Here is an 18,321-nt window from a genome sequence, read left to right as displayed (position 1 = left end):
ACGGACAGCTGTTCTATTTACTCCGGATCATACCCCAAGTTAGGCGATAGCCATCTTTCTGCCTCTGCGAGCGTCATATTAGTTCGTTTAGCGTAGTCTTCTACTTGATCGCGTTGTACCGCTGCTACTGCGTAGTACTTAGCTTCTGGGTGTGAAAAGTACCAACCTGAAACAGCAGCACCTGGCCACATGGCGTATGAGCTGGTTAGCTGCATGCCAATGCGTTTTTCGGTATCGAGCAATTGCCAAATTTTCTTTTTCTCGGTGTGCTCAGGGCACGCTGGGTAGCCTGGTGCTGGGCGAATACCTTGGTAGTTTTCGCGTATTAGCTCATCGTTTGCTAGGTTTTCGTCTGGTGCAAAACCCCAATACTCTTTACGTACTTTTTCGTGTAGGTATTCTGCAAACGCTTCTGCGAGTCTGTCGGCAACCGCTTTAATCATTATTTTGTTGTAGTCGTCTTGCTGTGCGTCGAACGCATTTGCCAAGTCGTCTTCTTCTAAACCGCCTGTTACAGCAAACGCGCCAAAATAGTCAGGTGTGCCTTTGGGTGCTATGTAGTCGGCTAGGCAGTAGTTAGCAAAGTCGGTTTTTTCGGTTTGCTGACGTAAATGGCATGAAGTAGTTAACAGCGTTTTGCGTGTTTCGTCGGTGTATATTTCTATGTCGTCCCCAACGCGGTTTGCAGGGAATAAACCAATTACGCCAAGTGGTTGTAAACTGCCGGCTTTTTCAAGGTCGTCTAACATGTCGTTAGCGTCTTTAAATAAGCTTTGGGCTTGCTCGCCTACGACTTCATCGGTCATTATGCGCGGGTATTTACCGGCAATTGACCACGTCATAAAGTATGGCGTCCAATCTATGTATTTACGCAAAGTGGCAATTGATACGTTTTTAAACTCGATCACGCCAAGCTTTTTAGGCACTGGTGGCGTGTAGTTATCCCAATCAAGTTGTGCTGCGTTATCGCGTGCGCGCTGGATTGTAACGGGCTTAGAACGTGGTTTTTTACGCGCTTGCTGCTCACGTACTTTTACATATTCAGCTTGTGTTTTAGCTAAAAAGTCGGGTTTAAACTCTTTTGATAATAAGTTTGAAACCACACCTACTGCACGGCTGGCGTTACTCACGTATACTACACCTTTGTCATACTGTGGCTCAATTTTAACGGCCGTGTGCGCTTTAGAGGTAGTTGCCCCGCCAATCATTAATGGGAGCTCAAAGCCACGGCGTTTCATTTCTTTTGCTACGTGTACCATCTCGTCAAGCGATGGGGTAATTAAGCCCGATAAACCGATAATATCGGCTTTTTCGTCGATTGCGGTTTGCAGTATTTTATCGGCAGGTACCATTACGCCTAAGTCGATTACTTCGTAGTTATTACATTGCAGTACCACGCCTACAATATTTTTACCTATGTCGTGCACATCGCCTTTTACGGTCGCCATTACTATTTTACCGTTAGTTGAGCCTTCTTCTTTTTCAAGCTCAATGTAGGGGTCTAAGTAGGCAACTGCGCGCTTCATTACACGCGCCGATTTAACCACTTGTGGTAAAAACATTTTACCCGCGCCAAATAAGTCGCCTACTACGTTCATGCCGTCCATTAACGGCCCTTCAATTACGTGGATGGGTTTAGCAGCGGCTGCACGGCATTCTTCAGTATCTTCATCTATAAAGGTAGTAATACCTTTTACCAGTGCGTGCTCAAGGCGTTTTGCAACCGGCCATGTACGCCATTCTAAATCCTCTACTCGCTCGGCTTGCGCCATGCCCGAATACTTTGGTGCAAGCTCAACTAAACGCTCGCCTGCGCCGGGATCGGTATTAAGAATTACGTCTGTAACGGCTTTGCGTAACTCATCTGGTATGTCGTCGTAAACGGCAAGTTGGCCTGCGTTTACAATACCCATATCCATACCCGCTTGAATAGCGTGGTATAAAAACACCGAGTGAATAGCCTCACGTACTGGGTTATTACCTCTAAACGAAAACGATACGTTTGATACCCCGCCCGACACTTTACAGTGCGGTAAATTTTGCTTAATACGGCGCGTGCCTTCAATAAATTCTACGGCGTAGTTGTCGTGCTCTTCAATACCGGTGGCTACGGCAAATATATTAGGGTCGAAAATAATATCTTCTGGCGCAAAGCCAATCTCTTCTACCAATATTTTATAACTGCGCGCACATATTGCGAACTTACGGTCAGCGGTATCTGCTTGTCCGTCTGTATCAAATGCCATTACAACAGCGGCTGCGCCAAAGCGTTTTATTATTTTAGCTTGGCGAATAAACGGCTCTTCACCTTCTTTTAGTGATATTGAGTTAACAATTGCCTTGCCTTGAATACACTTTAAGCCCGCTTCTATTACTTCCCACTTTGAAGAGTCGACCATAATGGGCACGCGAGAAATATCAGGTTCTGAGGCTATTAAGTTTAAAAACTTAACCATGGCGGCTTTTGAGTCCAACATGGCTTCGTCCATGTTTATATCAATAACCTGTGCGCCGTTTTCAACTTGTTCGCGTGCAACGGTTAGCGCGGCTTCAAAGTCTTCTTCCATGATTAGGCGTTTAAACATGGCCGAACCAGTTACGTTGGTACGCTCACCAACATTAGTAAATACTGCTATTTGCTGTGTCATGTTGGCTCCTTAATTTAAGTTACAGGCTTCAAGGCCTGATAAACGCATACGTACTTCAAGTTCAGGTAAAGGACGAGGTTTAACACCTTCAAGCCCTTTTGCAAATGCGCGAATATGCGCAGGCGTTGTACCGCAGCACCCGCCTACTATATTAATAAAGCCCGATTTACCCCAATCGATAATTTCGGCTGCCATTTCGGGCGCTTCTAAATCGTATTCACCAAACTCATTAGGCAAACCCGCATTAGGGTGTACCGAAGTAAATGTTTCGCATACACGCGATAGCTCTTGCACATATTGGCGCAATAAATCAGGCCCAAGCGCGCAGTTTAGGCCAATCGAAATTGGTTTAATATGGCGAATAGAGTTATAAAATGCTTCGGTTGTTTGCCCCGAAAGCGTACGCCCAGAGGCATCGGTAATAGTACCTGAAATCATTACAGGTAATTTACGCCCTGCTTGCTCAAAGGCTTCTTCTACTGCAAACGACGCTGCTTTTGCATTAAGCGTGTCGAATATAGTTTCGATTAGTATTAAATCGGCGCCGCCTTCCATTAATGCAAGTGTCGACTCAACGTACGCAGTAACGAGTTTATCAAAAGTGACATTTCGATAACCCGGGTCGTTTACGTCTGGCGAGATTGAACAGGTTTTAGAAGTCGGCCCTAAAACACCGGCTACGTAACGCGGTTTTTCTGGCGTTTTAGCACTAAATTCGTCGCACATTGCGCGTGCTAATTTAGCCGACTCTACGTTTATTTCACGGCTTAGGCTTGCCATGTCGTAATCGTCCATCGAAATGGTGGTCGAGTTAAATGTGTTGGTTTCGATAATATCGGCGCCCGCTGATAAAAAACCACGATGAATATCAGTGATTAAATCGGGCTTGGTTAGGCTTAATAAATCGTTATTGCCTTTAATTAATACATGCCAGTCTTTAAAACGCTCTCCGCGATAGTCTTCTTCTTCTAGCTTATGATCTTGGATCATGGTGCCCATAGCGCCATCTAAAATTAAAATGCGTTCTTTTAATGCGGCGCTTATTTCGGCTTGCTTATTATTTGTAGGAGCGTTATTCGGCATAGTTGTTAGTCCTCACGTCTTGGCTAACTAAATTAATATCATACGGTGTGGTTTGGTACACGTAGTAATTTAACCAGTTCGAAAAAAGTAAAAAAGCATGGCTTTGCCACGTTTTTGAAGGTTGTTTGGTTGCATCATCATCCGGAAAGTAATTTTCGGGTTTTGGTGCATTAGGGCTTTTTTTACAATCGCGCTCGTATTCTGCTTTTAGCGAGTCGGCGTCGTACTCAGGATGACCGGTTATAAACACTTGGCTACCCGATTTATTTTTAAGTAAGTAAGCCCCTACTCGCTCAGAACCAGCCAGTACAACTAGCTCATCACAGGCGTTTATTTTATTTATATCAATGTGGCCGTAGCGTGAGTGCGGTACCAAAAAGGTGTCGTCGAATCCGCGAGTCAGTGCACCGTGATCAAAGTAACATTGGTGGGTAAATACGCCACACAGTTTGTCGTCTTTTAAATCGCGCTTTAAATTGTAACGGTGATATAACGCTGCATGCGCTGCCCAGCACGAAAATAACGTAGAGGTAACGTGTTGCTCAGCCCAATCAATAATGACCTTTAGCTCATCCCAATACGCTACATCGTCGTATTCTAAATGGGCAAGTGGCGCACCGGTTACAATTAACGCATCGTAATTGTTGTCTTTAACCTCAGAAAAATAACGATAAAAAGTATCAAGATGCTCTTCTGAATTACTGCTACTGCGGTGAGTGTCGAGGCGCAGTAGTTCTACGTTTACTTGCAAAGGCGAGTTGGCAAGCAAGCGAATAAACTGAACTTCGGTTTCTACTTTATTAGGCATTAAGTTTAAAATAGCCAAACGCATTGGGCGTATTTCTTGCGTTTTTGCACGTGTTTTTGGCATTACAAATACGTTTTCTTGACGTAAACGTGCAATTGCCGGCAACTCGTCTTTTACTGTAATTGGCATACTTTACTCCTGCTCATAAAAACCGAAGCTTAATTATGAACTGAAAGTAAAAAATATCAACCTCTAGATGTATAGATGTCTAAATGAAATTTATTCATGATTTTATACTTTACTTACAAGCATGCTTTAGTGCTTTAAAACCCGCCATTCGTTGACTGTTTCACCTGTCAGCCACTACAATACAACATTGAAATTTTTATTATTATTTGAAGGCTTTCCTCCATGGTTTTACCTGATAAATTTATATTCTCGATGAGTCGAGTATCTAAGGTTGTGCCACCTAAGCGCACTATCTTAAAAGATATTTCGTTACACTTTTTTCCTGGCGCTAAAATTGGTGTGCTTGGTTTAAACGGTTCTGGTAAATCTACGTTACTACGTATTATGGCCGGTGTTGACCAAGATTTTGAAGGTGATGCACATCCTCAGCCTGGTACAAAAATTGGTTATTTACCGCAAGAGCCTGTTTTAGACGAAAGCAAAACAGTTCGTGAAATTGTTGAAGAAGCTGTTGGCGAAGTTAAACACGCACTTAAACGCCTTGACGAAGTGTATAACGAATACGCCATGGAAGACGCTGACTTTGACGCACTTGCAAAAGAGCAAGGCGAGCTTGAAGCTGTTATTCAGGCGCACGATGGTCACAACATTGATAACGTTTTAGAGCGTGCTGCTGATGCACTTCGTCTGCCAGAATGGGATGCTAAAATTGAGCACCTTTCAGGTGGTGAGCGTCGTCGTGTTGCTATATGTCGATTACTGCTTGAAAAACCAGACATGCTTATTCTCGATGAACCAACTAACCACTTGGATGCTGAGTCGGTTGCATGGTTAGAGCGCTTCTTACACGATTACGAAGGCACTGTTGTGGCGGTAACGCATGACCGTTACTTCCTTGATAATGTAGCTGGTTGGATATTAGAGCTTGACCGTGGTGAAGGTATTCCATGGGAAGGTAACTACTCTTCTTGGCTTGAACAAAAAGATGCGCGCTTACAGCAAGAACAAAAATCTGAAAAAGCACGTCAAAAATCAATTGCGCAAGAACTTGAATGGGTTCGTTCAAATCCTAAAGGTCGCCAAGCTAAGTCAAAAGCACGTATGGCTCAGTTTACTGAAATGCAGCAGTCTGATTACCAAAAACGTAACGAAACTAACGAGATGTTTATTCCACCTGGCCCGCGTTTAGGCGACCAAGTGCTTGAAGTAACGAATCTTCGTAAGAGTTTTGGCGATCGCGTTTTAATTGACGATTTAAGCTTTAGCATGCCAAAAGGTGCCATTGTAGGCATTATTGGTGCGAATGGCGCGGGTAAATCAACGCTGTTTAAAATGATCAGTGGTGAGCAAAAGCAAGACAGCGGTAGCATTACCGTTGGCGAAAGCGTACACCTTGCTACTGTTGATCAGTTCCGTGATGGTATGGACGAAAGCAAAACTGTTTTCCAAGAAATATCAGACGGACAAGACGTTCTAAAAATTGGTAACTTTGAGTTCCCAAGCCGTGCATACGTTAGTCGCTTTAACTTTAAAGGTAACGATCAGCAAAAGTTTGTTAAAGACCTATCAGGTGGTGAGCGTAACCGTTTACACCTTGCTAAGTTATTAAAAGCTGGCGGCAACGTGTTACTACTCGATGAGCCAACCAATGACTTGGACGTTGAAACACTACGTGCACTAGAGAACGCTATTTTAGAGTTCCCTGGTTGTGTAATGTGTATATCGCATGACCGTTGGTTCCTTGACCGTATTGCTACACACATTTTAGATTACCGCGACGAAGGTCAAATTAACTTCTTTGATGGTAACTACACTGAATACGAAGAGTGGCTTAAAAAGACACTAGGTGCAGCAGCAACTGAACCTAAACGTATTAAGTACAAAAAAATTGGTTAATATTTACTGTAGCTAATTTATTACAGTAATACTAAGCCCTGCATTTATGCGGGGCTTTTTTATGCCACCAGCATTACAGGAGCATATCCTGCTAGCATGTAGAGAATTACCCGCTATGCTTAATTTATTATAAAAACAGTAAGGCTAAATTAGGTTATGCAAAATCGTCGTCAGTTTTCTCGTGTTTTATTTTCAACCGATGCACAAGTAATTTTTAATGATCACCAATACCCATGTAAATTACTTGATGTATCTTTACATGGCGCATTAATCACTAAATGTGATGCTTTTATTGGCAACCAAAATAGCCAAGCTGTTCTGCGTTTTTCGCTGCCTCAAAGCGAAATAGAAATAAAAATGGAGGTTGTGGTGTGCCATATAGAAGCGGATCATATTGGTTTAAAATGCCACCATATTGATATAGACAGCATTACTTATTTAAAGCGTTTAATAGAGCTAAACTTAGCTGATGACGAACTATTACATCGCGAACTCGCTATGTTGATTCACGACACACAAGAATAGACTCATTTGGATTAGTTGATTACCATAGTGCAAACTTTTTAACTTGTGCAAACATGACTTTAAATCCACATTTACCTTTGGTGTATCACCCTAACTACTCGTTTAATTTCGATCCAAAGCATCGTTTTGCAATGAGTAAGTTTGCACATTTATATCAGCATGTAGCAAAGCTTGGTTTGATTGGCGATAACCTGGTTGAGCCAATATTAGGCACGCCAGAGCCACTGGAGCTAATACACTGCGAAAATTACATACATGATTTGTGGAATAACCGCTTAGATGAAAAAGCAATGCGTCGCATTGGCCTACCTTGGTCAAAAGAGCTTATGGCACGTACCTTTACAGCACCTCAAGGTACTTTGCAAACAGCTCGTTTAGCACTTAAACATGGTATAGCCTGCCACTTAGCCGGTGGTACACACCATGCGCATACCGATTTTGGCTCAGGCTACTGCATGGTTAACGATTTAGCCTTTACCACGCAAACTTTAATTGAATCGGGTGAAGTAACTAACGTACTTATTTTTGATTTAGACGTGCACCAAGGTGATGGCACAGCGGCCATGTTAGAGCATCAGGCATATGCTTATACTTGTTCTATACATTGTGAAAAAAACTTCCCTTTTAGAAAATCAGCTAGCGATTTAGATATTGGCTTAGCCGATAATATGAAAGACGACGAATACCTTGCCGTAGTTGACGACACCTTGAGTTATTTACTTAAAGAGCTAAACCCAAGCTTGGTACTTTACGATGCTGGCGTTGATATTTGGCAAGGCGATGGCTTGGGTAAATTAGATATAAGCTGGGATGGCATAGTTAAGCGCGACCATTTAGTGCTAAAACGCTGCCTTGAACACAATACACCCGTTGCTACAGTAATAGGTGGTGGCTACGATAAAGACCATCTTCGCCTTGCTAAGCGCCATGGTATTGTTATTGAGCAAGCCGCTCGTTTTTAATGTGAAATAAAAATGTTAAATACTCGTTCTTATTTAATACATACAATAAAAACGAAAACACTATGAAACAACTCTTTATTGCCATCACACTCACTCTATTAAGCTTTATAGTTAGCGCGCAAGAGCAAGACACTGAAGCAACATACCCTAAATTACCTATATTAAATCTACAAATGGCCGATGGGTCTGCTCTCAGTACTCAAGATTTATTAGGCCAGCCTTACATTTTACATTTTTGGGCAACGTGGTGCCCATATTGTAAAAAGCTACAACCAGCACTTCAAAAAATAAATGACATGGGTGTAAAGGTCATTGCCGTGAGCTTTAAAGAAGATGACGATGCTACTCCCGCTAAAGCGCTTAGCGATAGAGGTTATACTTTTAAAACAGCCGTAAAAGCCGATGCAATAGCACAGCAATTAGGTATACGCGGCACACCTACTACATTGTTTGTAAATAAAGAAGGTAATGTAATTTGGCTGACTAATACGTCAAACCCAGAGGATCCAAACCTACATTTGAAGGCACGAACATTATTACACTCCATATCTGAGTAATAATATAGGTCTAAATTTAGTTTAAAAATATAAGTAATATAAACTTTATACTACAATTTAAGCTCATAAATTAATTGAGATTATAATGCGCCTACTACTTACTTTATTACTAATCACTTTAAGTGGCTTTGCCGCAGCTGAAGAAGAAAAAGCAGAACTTCCACCGGTAGACCCCGCTTACAATGCTGAGCACCCTATGGCTTTGGTTAATCAAGGCTCGTCTATTATTGCAATGAATTTACCCACCTATAATTTACCCAATGATGTGCAAGTTGTTTATAAAATAGGAAACCCCGATGTTCCATTTTTAGGCTTTGTTAGAAATGCCGAGTTAATCACCGTAAAGCCACAAGCGTTTAATATTCAGCATTTAATGCGTGGTGAAGAAATTACAATTATTGCCGATATTTACGAGGGTGATTATCAACAAGGTGGCAGTTTAATTTATTCAAAAAAAGAGTTGGTCTTGAGTAAGCAGCTGTATGCCAGAGAACTAAAAAAATTAAGTGAATCATCGCAATGGCAAGACTACGACATGATTACACTAAGCGGTACTGAGCGTATTTATATTCATAAAATTCAAAAAGCGCCGAGCTATAACCATCTTATTTTTGTCGATTTAGTAAATGCGTGTATGCAAAAACTTCGTACATCAAAACGTGTACCTACTGAAAACGAGCTTACTTATAAGTTTATTAACTGCGGTACGCTTAAACCACTTTATTACAATGCTGATAATTTTAAAAAGTAATTACTTACATCCAATTATTTATATTCAGCGATTAATTTGAGCCCTTGCTTCATCGCCTCGGTTGATTGCCCAGCAAAACCTAGGCGTACATAGCTATTTTGCTTGGGTATTAAACTTCTCACTGAATTAACAAAGTAAAATTCAGACTCTACCTGTAGGTATACGCTTTTACTTTGCATAGCGTGTTTTATGTTACTCGTATTTTTATTTAAATTAACCCACATTGCCATGCCTCCATCTGGCTTTTTGTACTCTATTGGCAAGCCTTGTGATTGTAATAACGTTAGTGTGTTATCCATTGCTTCATAGCGTTGTTTATATAGCTTAGTCATACGTTTTAAGTGACGTTCAAACCCACCCTCTTGCATAAAATGCGCTACAGCGAGCTGCATAACTACATCGTTTTTATGATTCATTAACTGCTTCCATGCAGTTAGCTGGGCTATTATTTCAGGGGCTGCACATATATAGCCAATTCTAGCGCCTGAGAACATAATTTTAGAAAATGTAGATAAGTAAATAATAATCCCAGCAGGATCGTCCCCAGCCATAGGTTGTAATGGCTGACAGCGATAATGAAATTCGTGATCGTAATCATCCTCTATAATCATTACGCCATACTCATAACATAATTGATAAATTTGCATGCGCCGTGTAGGCGAAAGCGTAACGGTAGTTGGGTATTGATGTAGCGGGGTTAAGTAGAGCATTTTTATTGGATATCGTTTAAGTTGCGCTTTTAAATCATCAACACATAAACCACATTCATCTTGTTTTATATCTATTAATTGCGCGCCACAAGCAGCAAACGCTTTACGTGCTGGCGGGTAGCCTAAAGTCTCAACGGCTACGAAGTCATCTTTACTTATAAATGCCTTTGAAATTAGAAATAAAGCTTCTTGTGAGCCATTACATACAAGTAAGTCTGATACTTTTAAACTTCTAGTTTTATGTAAGTAATCACTTATTTGAGTTTTTAGCTCACTCACTCCAGCTATATCGCCATAATGAAGTTTACTGGTATCTAAATGATTAAATATATGACTTACAGAGTGTTTAAATTCTTTATAGGGAAAGCTATTTAAATCAGGAAGTCCACCTGCGAAATTATATACGTAGTCTTTTAAATTCATTGTCGGAACAGGCACGGCTAACTCTGTAGCAAATTTATAAGGTTTTGGCGTTAAAACTAGCGTGTGTTCACAGTTAACACTGCTTTGAATTGGCAGTGTTTGAGTGACGCTATACCCAGAGCGTTCATGGGACTCTAGCCATCCTTCGGCTACTAATAACTGCAATGCGTTCATTATTGTATGACGGTTTAACTTATACGTTTGCGCCATAACTCGAGCAGAACTTAGTTTTGTACCAGGTGCAATATCTCCCTTTACGATAGAACCGCGCAGAGCATCTGCAACTTGTAAGTACTTAGCTTTGTTTGAGTTATTAAATTCAATATTAAGCGGTTGCATGTTATTCCTTTATAACTGGTATAGCTAAAAAGCCAATTCTGGTTGTTTTTACCAAACCAAATTAGCGTACATTTGTTGCTCGTAAATAGCAAAGCTTAGAGGCAACATGTTTACTCAACAGATACATAAAACAAATAAGGTTATATTAGAGCCATTAAATTATGAGCATTTAAACGGCTTATATAAAGCTGGGCAACATCCAAAAATATGGGAATGGGTATTAAGCAACTATACAAAAACGCCCGAACTGTTAAAGGAATGGTTTACTACAAGTGCACAATTTAATAAAAAAGAACAAATTGTATTTGCCATAATAGACATAGCCAGCAAAGAGGTTGCAGGCACTACTCGACTATTTAGATTAGATGCACATAACTTAAGTGCTGAAATTGGTCATACATTTATAAGCTATCACTGGCAGCAAACTTATATTAATACTCACACTAAATATTTACTGCTTAGCTATGCTTTTGACGCATTGAATTTAGTGCGAATAACATTTAATACTCACGAACAAAATCAAAAATCTCGAAATGCAATTACTCGACTAGGAGCCCTATTTGAAGGTATAGCTTATAAAGACAGGCTCCTTAGTGATGGGAGTTACAGAAGCACTGCAAAATTTAGCATTATTAACGAGCATTGGCAGAGTATTAAATTACAGTTAGAGGAGAAGCTTTAATGTACCCACCAATACATTTTCAAGAACATAATATTGAACGTTTGCAGGCTTTAGTTAAGCAATTCCCTCTAGCGAATATTTTAATGCCCTGCTCGCAAAGTGACTTAAATAATATATGCCAAGTACCTGTATTATATGAGCCCTCACGTAATGTATTTATTGCACACGTAGCAAAATATAACCCGCTAACACAATGTGATAAACAGTCAGTAAAATTACTATTTAATGGCGATAACTGTTATCTATCTCCCTCGTATAGTAATAATAAAACACTGCCGAGCTGGCTTTACTCATCTGTACAAGTAACCGCAAAGGTAGTGATTATTAAGAGCGACATTGAGAAAGAAAAAATAATGGGGCAATTAACAACCTATTTTGAGCAACCCTTTAAGCCAATGTGGGATATTACTGACGTGCCCAAAAGCAGTCGCCAAGCAATGTATCAACAATTAAGCTTTATAGAATTTACTCCCACTCATTGGAGTGGAAACTTTAAGCTAAGCCAAAATAAATCACCTGAGGTAAGAGCAAGCATAAAACAAAGCCTAGAACTTGCCAATAAGCGCTCTATTGCAAAACTATTTTAGGCATAAAAAAAGGCTCTTTCGAGCCTTTGGATTAACTTTGGAATGTTAAAGTTTTTAAATTAGGTAAGTGTTAATAGCTGTGGAGCAACGCTATGATAGTCAACAGCCATAGCAATACTTAACGCTGTAATATTAATGATAGAAAACGCGAACACTTTACGTGCCCAACTGGTTACATCAATATTTCGACGATACCCTCTTAGTGCCATTAATAACCACCAAAAACTGGTAATACAGGCAACTGCCATAAAAGCAGCGCCGGTGTATCCACTAATTGGCAGCAGCATTACAACTAAAGCGTATACAGCAATATAAAGTACGATATGGCGTTTTGCTTTGTCGATACCTTGCGCTACAGGTAGTACTGGAATACCTGCAGCTTGGTAATCTTTAAAGCGGAAAATAGCGATGGCGTAAGAGTGCGGCATTTGCCACAAGCTAAACATAACCAGCAGTATTAACGCGCCCATATCGAACTGGCCTGTTACGGCGCAGTAACCGACTACTGGTGGTACTGCGCCCGAAAGGCTACCTACAAAAGTGCCATATACTGAGTTACGCTTCATGTAGAGGCTATAAACCCCTACATAAATTACGTAGCCAAAGGCTGCAAAAAATACCGCGGCTTGAGTGGTATAGGCGATAAGTAAACCAAAGCCCACAACACCCAATAAAATACCGTGACTAAGTGCAGCAAAGGCCGACATTTCGCCTGTTACTGTTACTCGCGTACGAGTACGCGCCATGGCTACATCTATGTCTCTATCTATAACATTATTGATAGCACAACCTGATGCAACCACTAGCGACAAACCAATTAATGTAGCAATCATTAACCATGGGTTTATATCACCGCGCGAGGCAAGTAAAAACCCGCCCGCTACGCTGATCAAATTGCCCATAATAATACCCGGCTTTGTCACTGATAAATAACGACGAAACATCTTCAACTCCTAGTACATCATCATTGCGTTAGATTCATAAATGATCCAAACAGATAACCCAACCACCATTACGATGATCAGAGCACTGAATAGGAATGAGAAAGTACTTGCACGGCCATCTTCGGTCGTAAAATTAAGGTGTAAAAAGTACTTTAAATGCACCCAAATTTGTACGATTGCTAAAGTAACAATGCTCCAAAGCGTTGTTGCCTTTGTGAAGTCGCCTTCCATTACCATCCAAAATGGAATGGCTGTCAAAATTACTGATAACACAAAGCCAATTAAGTAAGTTTTAACACTGCCATGAGATTCATCATGGTGCTCAGCATGTGTTTCGCTGTGGCTCATTACATTGCTCCCATTAAATAAACAACGGTAAATACACAAATCCAAACAATGTCTAAGAAGTGCCAAAATAGGCTTAAGCAGCTTAAACGCGTTACGGTTGCTTTACCTAGACCGCGTTTAGCAACTTCTATCATCATTATGGTCATCCAAATTAAACCGGCTGTTACATGTAAACCATGTAAGCCAACTAATGAGAAAAACGATGTTAAAAAAGCACTATGTTGCGGACCATGCCCGTTCACTATTAGGTGATGAAATTCGTATATTTCCATACCAATAAACACAGCACCTAAACAAAACGTAATAAATAACCAAGTAAGTGTGAGCGCCTTTTTTTGCCCTTGAGCGGCAATCATGGCAAAACCAAAGGTAATACTACTAATAAGTAGTGCAGCTGTTTCTACTGCTACAAAGTCGAGTTCAAAAATATCTTTACCCGATACACCACCGGCTGTGTTCATAAATAACACGGCGTAGGTTGCAAAAAATGAGGCAAATAATAAGCAATCGGTCATTAGGTATAACCAAAAACCGAATACGGTATCGCCCGATGTATCGTGATGATCATGCTCGTGCGCATGATCATCGTGAGATACAGACTCTAAATTTGCAGATTCTAAATTTGCAGAAAGTGTACTCACGCTTTTAGCTCCTTATTCCCACTTGAATTGTATGCTGCTTCAATTCGTGCAATTTCATCAGGTTGTATATAGTAATCAACATCGCTGGCGTAACAACGTTTGATAAATAAAGCAATTGCGCCAATAAAACCAACAGCTGCTAACCACCAAATATGCCAGATCATCGCAAAACAAAATGCGGTTAAACTTGCTGCCATTAGCACGCCTGCTGATGTATTTTTAGGCATATGAATAGGGCTGTAGCTTGCCTTATCTTGGTAAGCTTGACCTTTTTCTTTCATGTCGGTCCATGCATCAATATCATCAATGTGCGGAATGGTAGCAAAGTTATACACTTGTGGAGGTGAGCTTGTTGCCCACTCAAGTGTGTGTCCGTTCCACGGATCGCCTGTTGTATCGTCAAGCGCTTCACGGTCTCTAAAGCTCACATATAATTGAACTGCTTGGCTAATAATACCAAACATAATAATGACAGCACCGCCTGCAGCAATGTATAGCCAAATGTTCCAATCAGGATTATTAGTGTGGTTTAAACGACGTGTCATACCTAAGAAACCAAGTACATACAACGGCATAAATGCAACGAAGAAACCGATAATCCAACACCAAAATGATGCCTTGCCCCATTTTTCGTTAAGCTTGAAGCCCATCGCTTTAGGGAACCAAAATACAAAACCTGCTAGGTAGCCAAATACAGCACCACCGATAATTGTATTATGAAAATGTGCAATTAAGAATAAGCTATTATGCAGTACGTAATCGGCACCAGGAATAGCAAGTAATACGCCAGTCATGCCGCCTACGGTAAAGGTAACCATAAAACCAAGTGTCCAAAGTACCGGAACGGTTATACGTAAACGACCTCGGTAAATAGTAAATAGCCAGTTAAACAACTTAACGCCTGTTGGTACGGCAATAACCATGGTCATTACCCCAAAGAACGCGTTAACGTTAGCACTTGAGCCCATTGTGAAGAAGTGATGTAACCAAACAATAAACCCTAAAATAGAGATTGCACCGCTGGCGTAAACCATCGATTTATAACCAAATAAACGCTTACCTGCAAATGTCGAAATAATCTCAGAAAAAACACCAAACGCCGGTAATACTAAAATATATACCTCAGGATGACCCCATGCCCAAAACAGGTTGATGTACATCATGGCGTTACCGCCCAATTCATTGGTAAAGAAATGGAAATCGAGATAACGGTCAAGCGTTAACATAGTAAGCATTGCGGTTAAAATTGGGAATGATGCTGCAATTAAGATGTTTGCCCACGTACATGTCCATGTGAAAATTGGCATTTTCATTAAGGTCATGCCTGGTGCACGCATTTTGATAACGGTCGCTAAAAAGTTTACTGCAGTTAAGAGTGTTCCAAGACCGGATATTTGCAAAGCCCAAATATAATAGTCGACCCCCACCCCAGGGCTAAAGGTCAGCTCCGAAAGTGGCGGATACGCCACCCAACCTGTTTTAGCAAACTCACCAAAAACCAGCGACATATTAATTAAAATAGCACCACCGGTAGTTAACCAAAAACTTAAATTGTTTAAAAATGGAAAGGCAACATCGCGAGCACCAATTTGCAGTGGTAGTACAATGTTCATTAAACCAATCATAAATGGCATCGCCATAAATATGATCATAATTACGCCGTGAGCTGTAAATATTTGGTCGTAGTGCTCTGGTGGTAAATAACCGGGCGCGCCACTAGTAGCAAGTGCTAACTGAGTACGCATCATTATTGCATCAGAAAACCCACGAAACAGCATTACTAAAGCTAAAATAATATACATTACGCCTAAGCGCTTATGATCCACAGATGTGATCCAGTCGCGCCAAAGCACGCCCCATTTTTTATGCTTTGTAATTAGCGCAGTAATAACAATTGCAGCTATTAAAATAGCTGCCATCGTAAACACAAGAATCGGCTCGTGAAACGGTATTGCATCGAGTGAAAGTTTACCTAAAAACGACATTATTATTCCTCGTCCTGGCTGTGTGATGGTTTCGCTGAATGTTTGTCCATTGCGTGATGTTGCATACCCATCTCGCCATGTTCGCTCATCGCATTGTGCTTTTTATTCATATCGCCATGCGCCTGCATATATTTCATGATAATGGTATGAAATAAGCTGTCTTCAACTTTACCGTAATAAGCAACAGGATTATTTTCGCTCGCTTTTGCAAGCTCAACATAATTTGCATGAGTCAGATTATTAGCGCTTGAATTCGCTTTTACATCACTCACCCACTTATCAAAACCAGCTTGAGTAGGGGTAGCAATGGCATTAAACTTCATACCAGTAAAACCTGCACCACTGTAATTTGCTGAGAAACCTTTAAACGTACCTGGCTCATTTGCAATTAAGTGAAGCTTGGTTTCCATCCCAGCCATTGAGTATATTTGACTACCCAATTGCGGAATAAAAAATGAATTCATTGTGCTCTCTGACGTGATTTTATATTCAACAGGTACATTTGCCGGAAACACTAATTCATTAACCGTAGCAATACCTTGCTCAGGATAAATAAATAGCCACTTCCAATTTAATGACACCACTTCAACAGTAAGATGCTTACCTTTACCTTCAATGGGTTTGTAAGGGTCTAGCTCTTGGGTAGACACCCAGGTAATAACACCTAAAATAATCACAATAACAATAGGAACAGCCCAAACTGCGGCTTCAATTTTATTTGAATGAGCCCATTTTGGAGCGTAAATTTCATGAGTTTGCGTGTCTCTATATTTCCATGCGAAATACAAAGTCATCACAATAACGGGAACGACTACAAGCAACATAAGCACGGTTGCGATGATAATTAAATTTTTCTCATCTATGCCTATCTGCCCTTTTGGATCGAGTATCCCGCCTTTACAGCCTGACAACGCCAGCACGGTACTAGCTAAAGCAATATTACAAAGGTTACGAATTAACAAGGGAGTATCCTACAAACCTAGAGTTTCAGTTTGCTGCTTTGCATAAAAACCAAAGCAACGATTTTTCAATAAAAACCCAAGTTAACTAGAATTAAATTATAAAAATAAGGGGGCTATTCAAAACCTAAAGCTCATGCCATTAATGACCTAGCAACAAACCCAGCTTTCTAAACGCATTTATATAACGTAATAAAAGTTAACTTGGGTGAGTGGTGGTTGGCTGAAGTGTGCTTAAAAAACACAGAGCTACTTTGTTTTAGCTAACCTTAATTATTTACAGCAAGAACAAATAATTAAAACCAGCAACAAGATGCAGCCTTACAGACAACCTGTAAAGCTAGGTGGAGCACGACAACCATGTGCAACATGCACTGGCTGAAGAACTTTAGCCTCGCTAAAAGCAAAGGCTGCTTTACGGAGGATAATTCCAGCACGACGCGCTGGAAAAATATGGAACAATAACCAACAAAGGCCAATAAGTAACTGACTTGAAATGATTGGATGAGCTAAAAATCCGGCAATAGTAAGTAACAGTGGCTCTACAATAAACCCATCACTTAATAGCGCCTCAAGCTTGAAGGCATCCTCTAGTGCACCGCTTAACAACATGACCGTATTAAACACTAATAAAGTTATAGCTACACACACGCCCTTACCCGCTTTATTCAAGCGTTCACACGTAACTGGCTCGCTTGGGGCGAGATCAGTATTGGTATGATGTAAAGAAAGTGTGTTCAAAGACATTAACCTACTTAAATGACTATAACAAAATTAAAGTAATACAAAGCAATGGAAAAATTTGAAAAACATTGCTGCTGTAAGCCCAAAAATCAGGTGCTGAATACGATCAAATCCGGTTAGCACAAATTCACCTTGTGAAAATTGATCCGTATCAATCAAACTTTCAAAACTTACTGAAAGTTCGAACGTGAGTATAACAAAGAGAATTTTCTGTTCAACTAAAAAACAATAAATTTGAGTTAAGCTTTAGAAGCTATTTTGTTAATAAAAAATAACAACTTAAAAAACATAGGGTTAATTTAAATTAAAAACAATTTAAAGAGGTATATTTAATAAAATTATAGGTTTTTTGGAAGGAATAATAATTGTGTCGCACAAATAAAAACAGCCCAAATTCAGTCACCACCAAAATTGAGCCGCTTTTCACACTGACAACATCTTCACACACAATATAAAGATTTTTTGTTTACACTGCGTGGCATTGTAGGGAAATAAAAACAACTCAAATACAGTCACCACCGGATTTGAGTTGCCTTTCACACTGACAACATCTTCACACACAATATAAAGATTTTTTGTTTACACTGCGTGGCATTGTAA

17 protein-coding genes are annotated in these 18,321 nt (G+C 40.3%); 7 read left to right on the top strand and 10 right to left on the bottom strand.

The annotated features are described in order from the left end of the window. Window positions 1-17: 17 nt before the first annotated feature. The 3 genes from metH to metA are packed head-to-tail and all read right to left on the bottom strand — an operon-like array spanning window position 18 to window position 4,668. Window positions 18-2,648 carry a methionine synthase gene (metH, locus tag GQR52_RS11275; protein WP_165728499.1) on the bottom strand — a complete coding sequence of 877 codons (2,631 nt, stop codon included), beginning with the start codon at window positions 2,646-2,648 and terminating at the stop codon, window positions 18-20. 9 nt (window positions 2,649-2,657) lie between these two features. Next, window positions 2,658-3,731: a homocysteine S-methyltransferase family protein gene (locus tag GQR52_RS11270; protein ID WP_165728498.1), complete on the bottom strand. Its 1,074-nt coding sequence runs from the start codon at window positions 3,729-3,731 to the stop codon at window positions 2,658-2,660. Continuing rightward, window positions 3,721-4,668 (bottom strand): homoserine O-succinyltransferase, encoded by a 948-nt coding sequence (metA, locus tag GQR52_RS11265; protein ID WP_007376156.1) that lies wholly within the window; start codon window positions 4,666-4,668, stop codon window positions 3,721-3,723. Before metA ends, GQR52_RS11270 begins: the two co-directional genes overlap by 11 nt. Before the next feature lie 222 nt (window positions 4,669-4,890). Here metA and ettA point away from each other — a divergent pair, with 222 nt between their 5' ends. The 5 genes from ettA (at window position 4,891) to GQR52_RS11240 (ending at window position 9,359) form a co-directional block, all read left to right on the top strand. After that, complete coding sequence (ettA, locus tag GQR52_RS11260; RefSeq protein ID WP_165728497.1) at window positions 4,891-6,564, top strand: energy-dependent translational throttle protein EttA; 1,674 nt, start codon at window positions 4,891-4,893, stop codon at window positions 6,562-6,564. A gap of 156 nt (window positions 6,565-6,720) precedes the next feature. Further along, on the top strand, window positions 6,721-7,089 hold the full coding sequence (locus GQR52_RS11255) for a PilZ domain-containing protein (protein ID WP_007581201.1): 369 nt from the start codon (window positions 6,721-6,723) through the stop codon (window positions 7,087-7,089). A 53-nt stretch (window positions 7,090-7,142) separates the two neighbouring features. After that, a complete protein-coding gene (locus tag GQR52_RS11250; RefSeq protein WP_165728496.1) occupies window positions 7,143-8,051 on the top strand; it encodes a histone deacetylase in 909 nt (302 codons plus the stop codon). 62 nt (window positions 8,052-8,113) lie between these two features. Continuing rightward, window positions 8,114-8,608 carry a TlpA disulfide reductase family protein gene (locus tag GQR52_RS11245; protein ID WP_165728495.1) on the top strand — a complete coding sequence of 165 codons (495 nt, stop codon included), beginning with the start codon at window positions 8,114-8,116 and terminating at the stop codon, window positions 8,606-8,608. 85 nt (window positions 8,609-8,693) lie between these two features. Continuing rightward, entirely contained in the window at window positions 8,694-9,359 is a 666-nt protein-coding gene (locus tag GQR52_RS11240; RefSeq protein WP_165728494.1) for a hypothetical protein, read from the top strand. A gap of 14 nt (window positions 9,360-9,373) precedes the next feature. Here the strand turns inward: GQR52_RS11240 and GQR52_RS11235 are convergent, their stop codons facing one another. After that, the gene (locus tag GQR52_RS11235) at window positions 9,374-10,831 is read right to left on the bottom strand and encodes a PLP-dependent aminotransferase family protein (RefSeq protein ID WP_165728493.1); all 1,458 of its coding nucleotides are present in this window, start codon (window positions 10,829-10,831) and stop codon (window positions 9,374-9,376) included. 106 nt (window positions 10,832-10,937) lie between these two features. Between GQR52_RS11235 and GQR52_RS11230 the strand changes: the two genes are divergently transcribed. Together GQR52_RS11230 and GQR52_RS11225 are read left to right on the top strand one after the other, a co-directional pair. Continuing rightward, window positions 10,938-11,513 (top strand): GNAT family N-acetyltransferase, encoded by a 576-nt coding sequence (locus GQR52_RS11230; protein ID WP_165728492.1) that lies wholly within the window; start codon window positions 10,938-10,940, stop codon window positions 11,511-11,513. Then, entirely contained in the window at window positions 11,513-12,100 is a 588-nt protein-coding gene (locus tag GQR52_RS11225) for an FMN-binding negative transcriptional regulator (RefSeq protein WP_165728491.1), read from the top strand. The genes GQR52_RS11230 and GQR52_RS11225 overlap by 1 nt, the downstream gene beginning before the upstream one ends. 59 nt (window positions 12,101-12,159) lie before the next feature. Here GQR52_RS11225 and cyoE read toward each other — a convergent pair whose 3' ends face one another. The 6 genes from cyoE to GQR52_RS11195 form a co-directional block, all read right to left on the bottom strand. Further along, a complete protein-coding gene (gene cyoE, locus GQR52_RS11220) occupies window positions 12,160-13,044 on the bottom strand; it encodes a heme o synthase (protein ID WP_165728490.1) in 885 nt (294 codons plus the stop codon). 9 nt (window positions 13,045-13,053) lie between these two features. Next, window positions 13,054-13,392 carry a cytochrome o ubiquinol oxidase subunit IV gene (cyoD, locus tag GQR52_RS11215; protein WP_165728489.1) on the bottom strand — a complete coding sequence of 113 codons (339 nt, stop codon included), beginning with the start codon at window positions 13,390-13,392 and terminating at the stop codon, window positions 13,054-13,056. Beyond that, entirely contained in the window at window positions 13,392-14,033 is a 642-nt protein-coding gene (gene cyoC, locus GQR52_RS11210) for a cytochrome o ubiquinol oxidase subunit III (RefSeq protein WP_165728488.1), read from the bottom strand. The genes cyoD and cyoC overlap by 1 nt, the downstream gene beginning before the upstream one ends. After that, window positions 14,030-16,018, bottom strand: coding sequence for a cytochrome o ubiquinol oxidase subunit I (gene cyoB, locus GQR52_RS11205; protein ID WP_165728487.1), 1,989 nt, complete (start codon window positions 16,016-16,018; stop codon window positions 14,030-14,032). The genes cyoC and cyoB overlap by 4 nt, the downstream gene beginning before the upstream one ends. 2 nt (window positions 16,019-16,020) lie before the next feature. Next, window positions 16,021-16,980, bottom strand: a complete 960-nt coding sequence (gene cyoA / locus GQR52_RS11200; RefSeq protein WP_165728486.1) for a ubiquinol oxidase subunit II — start codon at window positions 16,978-16,980, stop codon at window positions 16,021-16,023. Between the two features lie 318 nt (window positions 16,981-17,298). Further along, window positions 17,299-17,718: a hypothetical protein gene (locus tag GQR52_RS11195; RefSeq protein WP_165728513.1), complete on the bottom strand. Its 420-nt coding sequence runs from the start codon at window positions 17,716-17,718 to the stop codon at window positions 17,299-17,301. Window positions 17,719-18,321: the final 603 nt, after the last annotated feature.

Source organism: Pseudoalteromonas sp. 31A1, assembly GCF_011378815.1.
Taxonomy (GTDB): Bacteria; Pseudomonadota; Gammaproteobacteria; order Enterobacterales; family Alteromonadaceae; genus Pseudoalteromonas; species Pseudoalteromonas arctica.
The sequence above is the reverse complement of the archived record's forward strand: the minus strand, read 5'-3'. Positions and strand labels throughout refer to the sequence as shown.

Coding starts and splice junctions, on each gene's coding strand:
- metH (WP_165728499.1), bottom strand. CDS start 2,648: ATGACACAGCAAATAGCAGTATTTACTAATGTTGGTGAGCGTACCAAC.
- GQR52_RS11270 (WP_165728498.1), bottom strand. CDS start 3,731: ATGCCGAATAACGCTCCTACAAATAATAAGCAAGCCGAAATAAGCGCC.
- metA (WP_007376156.1), bottom strand. CDS start 4,668: ATGCCAATTACAGTAAAAGACGAGTTGCCGGCAATTGCACGTTTACGT.
- ettA (WP_165728497.1), top strand. CDS start 4,891: ATGGTTTTACCTGATAAATTTATATTCTCGATGAGTCGAGTATCTAAG.
- GQR52_RS11255 (WP_007581201.1), top strand. CDS start 6,721: ATGCAAAATCGTCGTCAGTTTTCTCGTGTTTTATTTTCAACCGATGCA.
- GQR52_RS11250 (WP_165728496.1), top strand. CDS start 7,143: ATGACTTTAAATCCACATTTACCTTTGGTGTATCACCCTAACTACTCG.
- GQR52_RS11245 (WP_165728495.1), top strand. CDS start 8,114: ATGAAACAACTCTTTATTGCCATCACACTCACTCTATTAAGCTTTATA.
- GQR52_RS11240 (WP_165728494.1), top strand. CDS start 8,694: ATGCGCCTACTACTTACTTTATTACTAATCACTTTAAGTGGCTTTGCC.
- GQR52_RS11235 (WP_165728493.1), bottom strand. CDS start 10,831: ATGCAACCGCTTAATATTGAATTTAATAACTCAAACAAAGCTAAGTAC.
- GQR52_RS11230 (WP_165728492.1), top strand. CDS start 10,938: ATGTTTACTCAACAGATACATAAAACAAATAAGGTTATATTAGAGCCA.
- GQR52_RS11225 (WP_165728491.1), top strand. CDS start 11,513: ATGTACCCACCAATACATTTTCAAGAACATAATATTGAACGTTTGCAG.
- cyoE (WP_165728490.1), bottom strand. CDS start 13,044: ATGTTTCGTCGTTATTTATCAGTGACAAAGCCGGGTATTATTATGGGC.
- cyoD (WP_165728489.1), bottom strand. CDS start 13,392: ATGAGCCACAGCGAAACACATGCTGAGCACCATGATGAATCTCATGGC.
- cyoB (WP_165728487.1), bottom strand. CDS start 16,018: ATGTCGTTTTTAGGTAAACTTTCACTCGATGCAATACCGTTTCACGAG.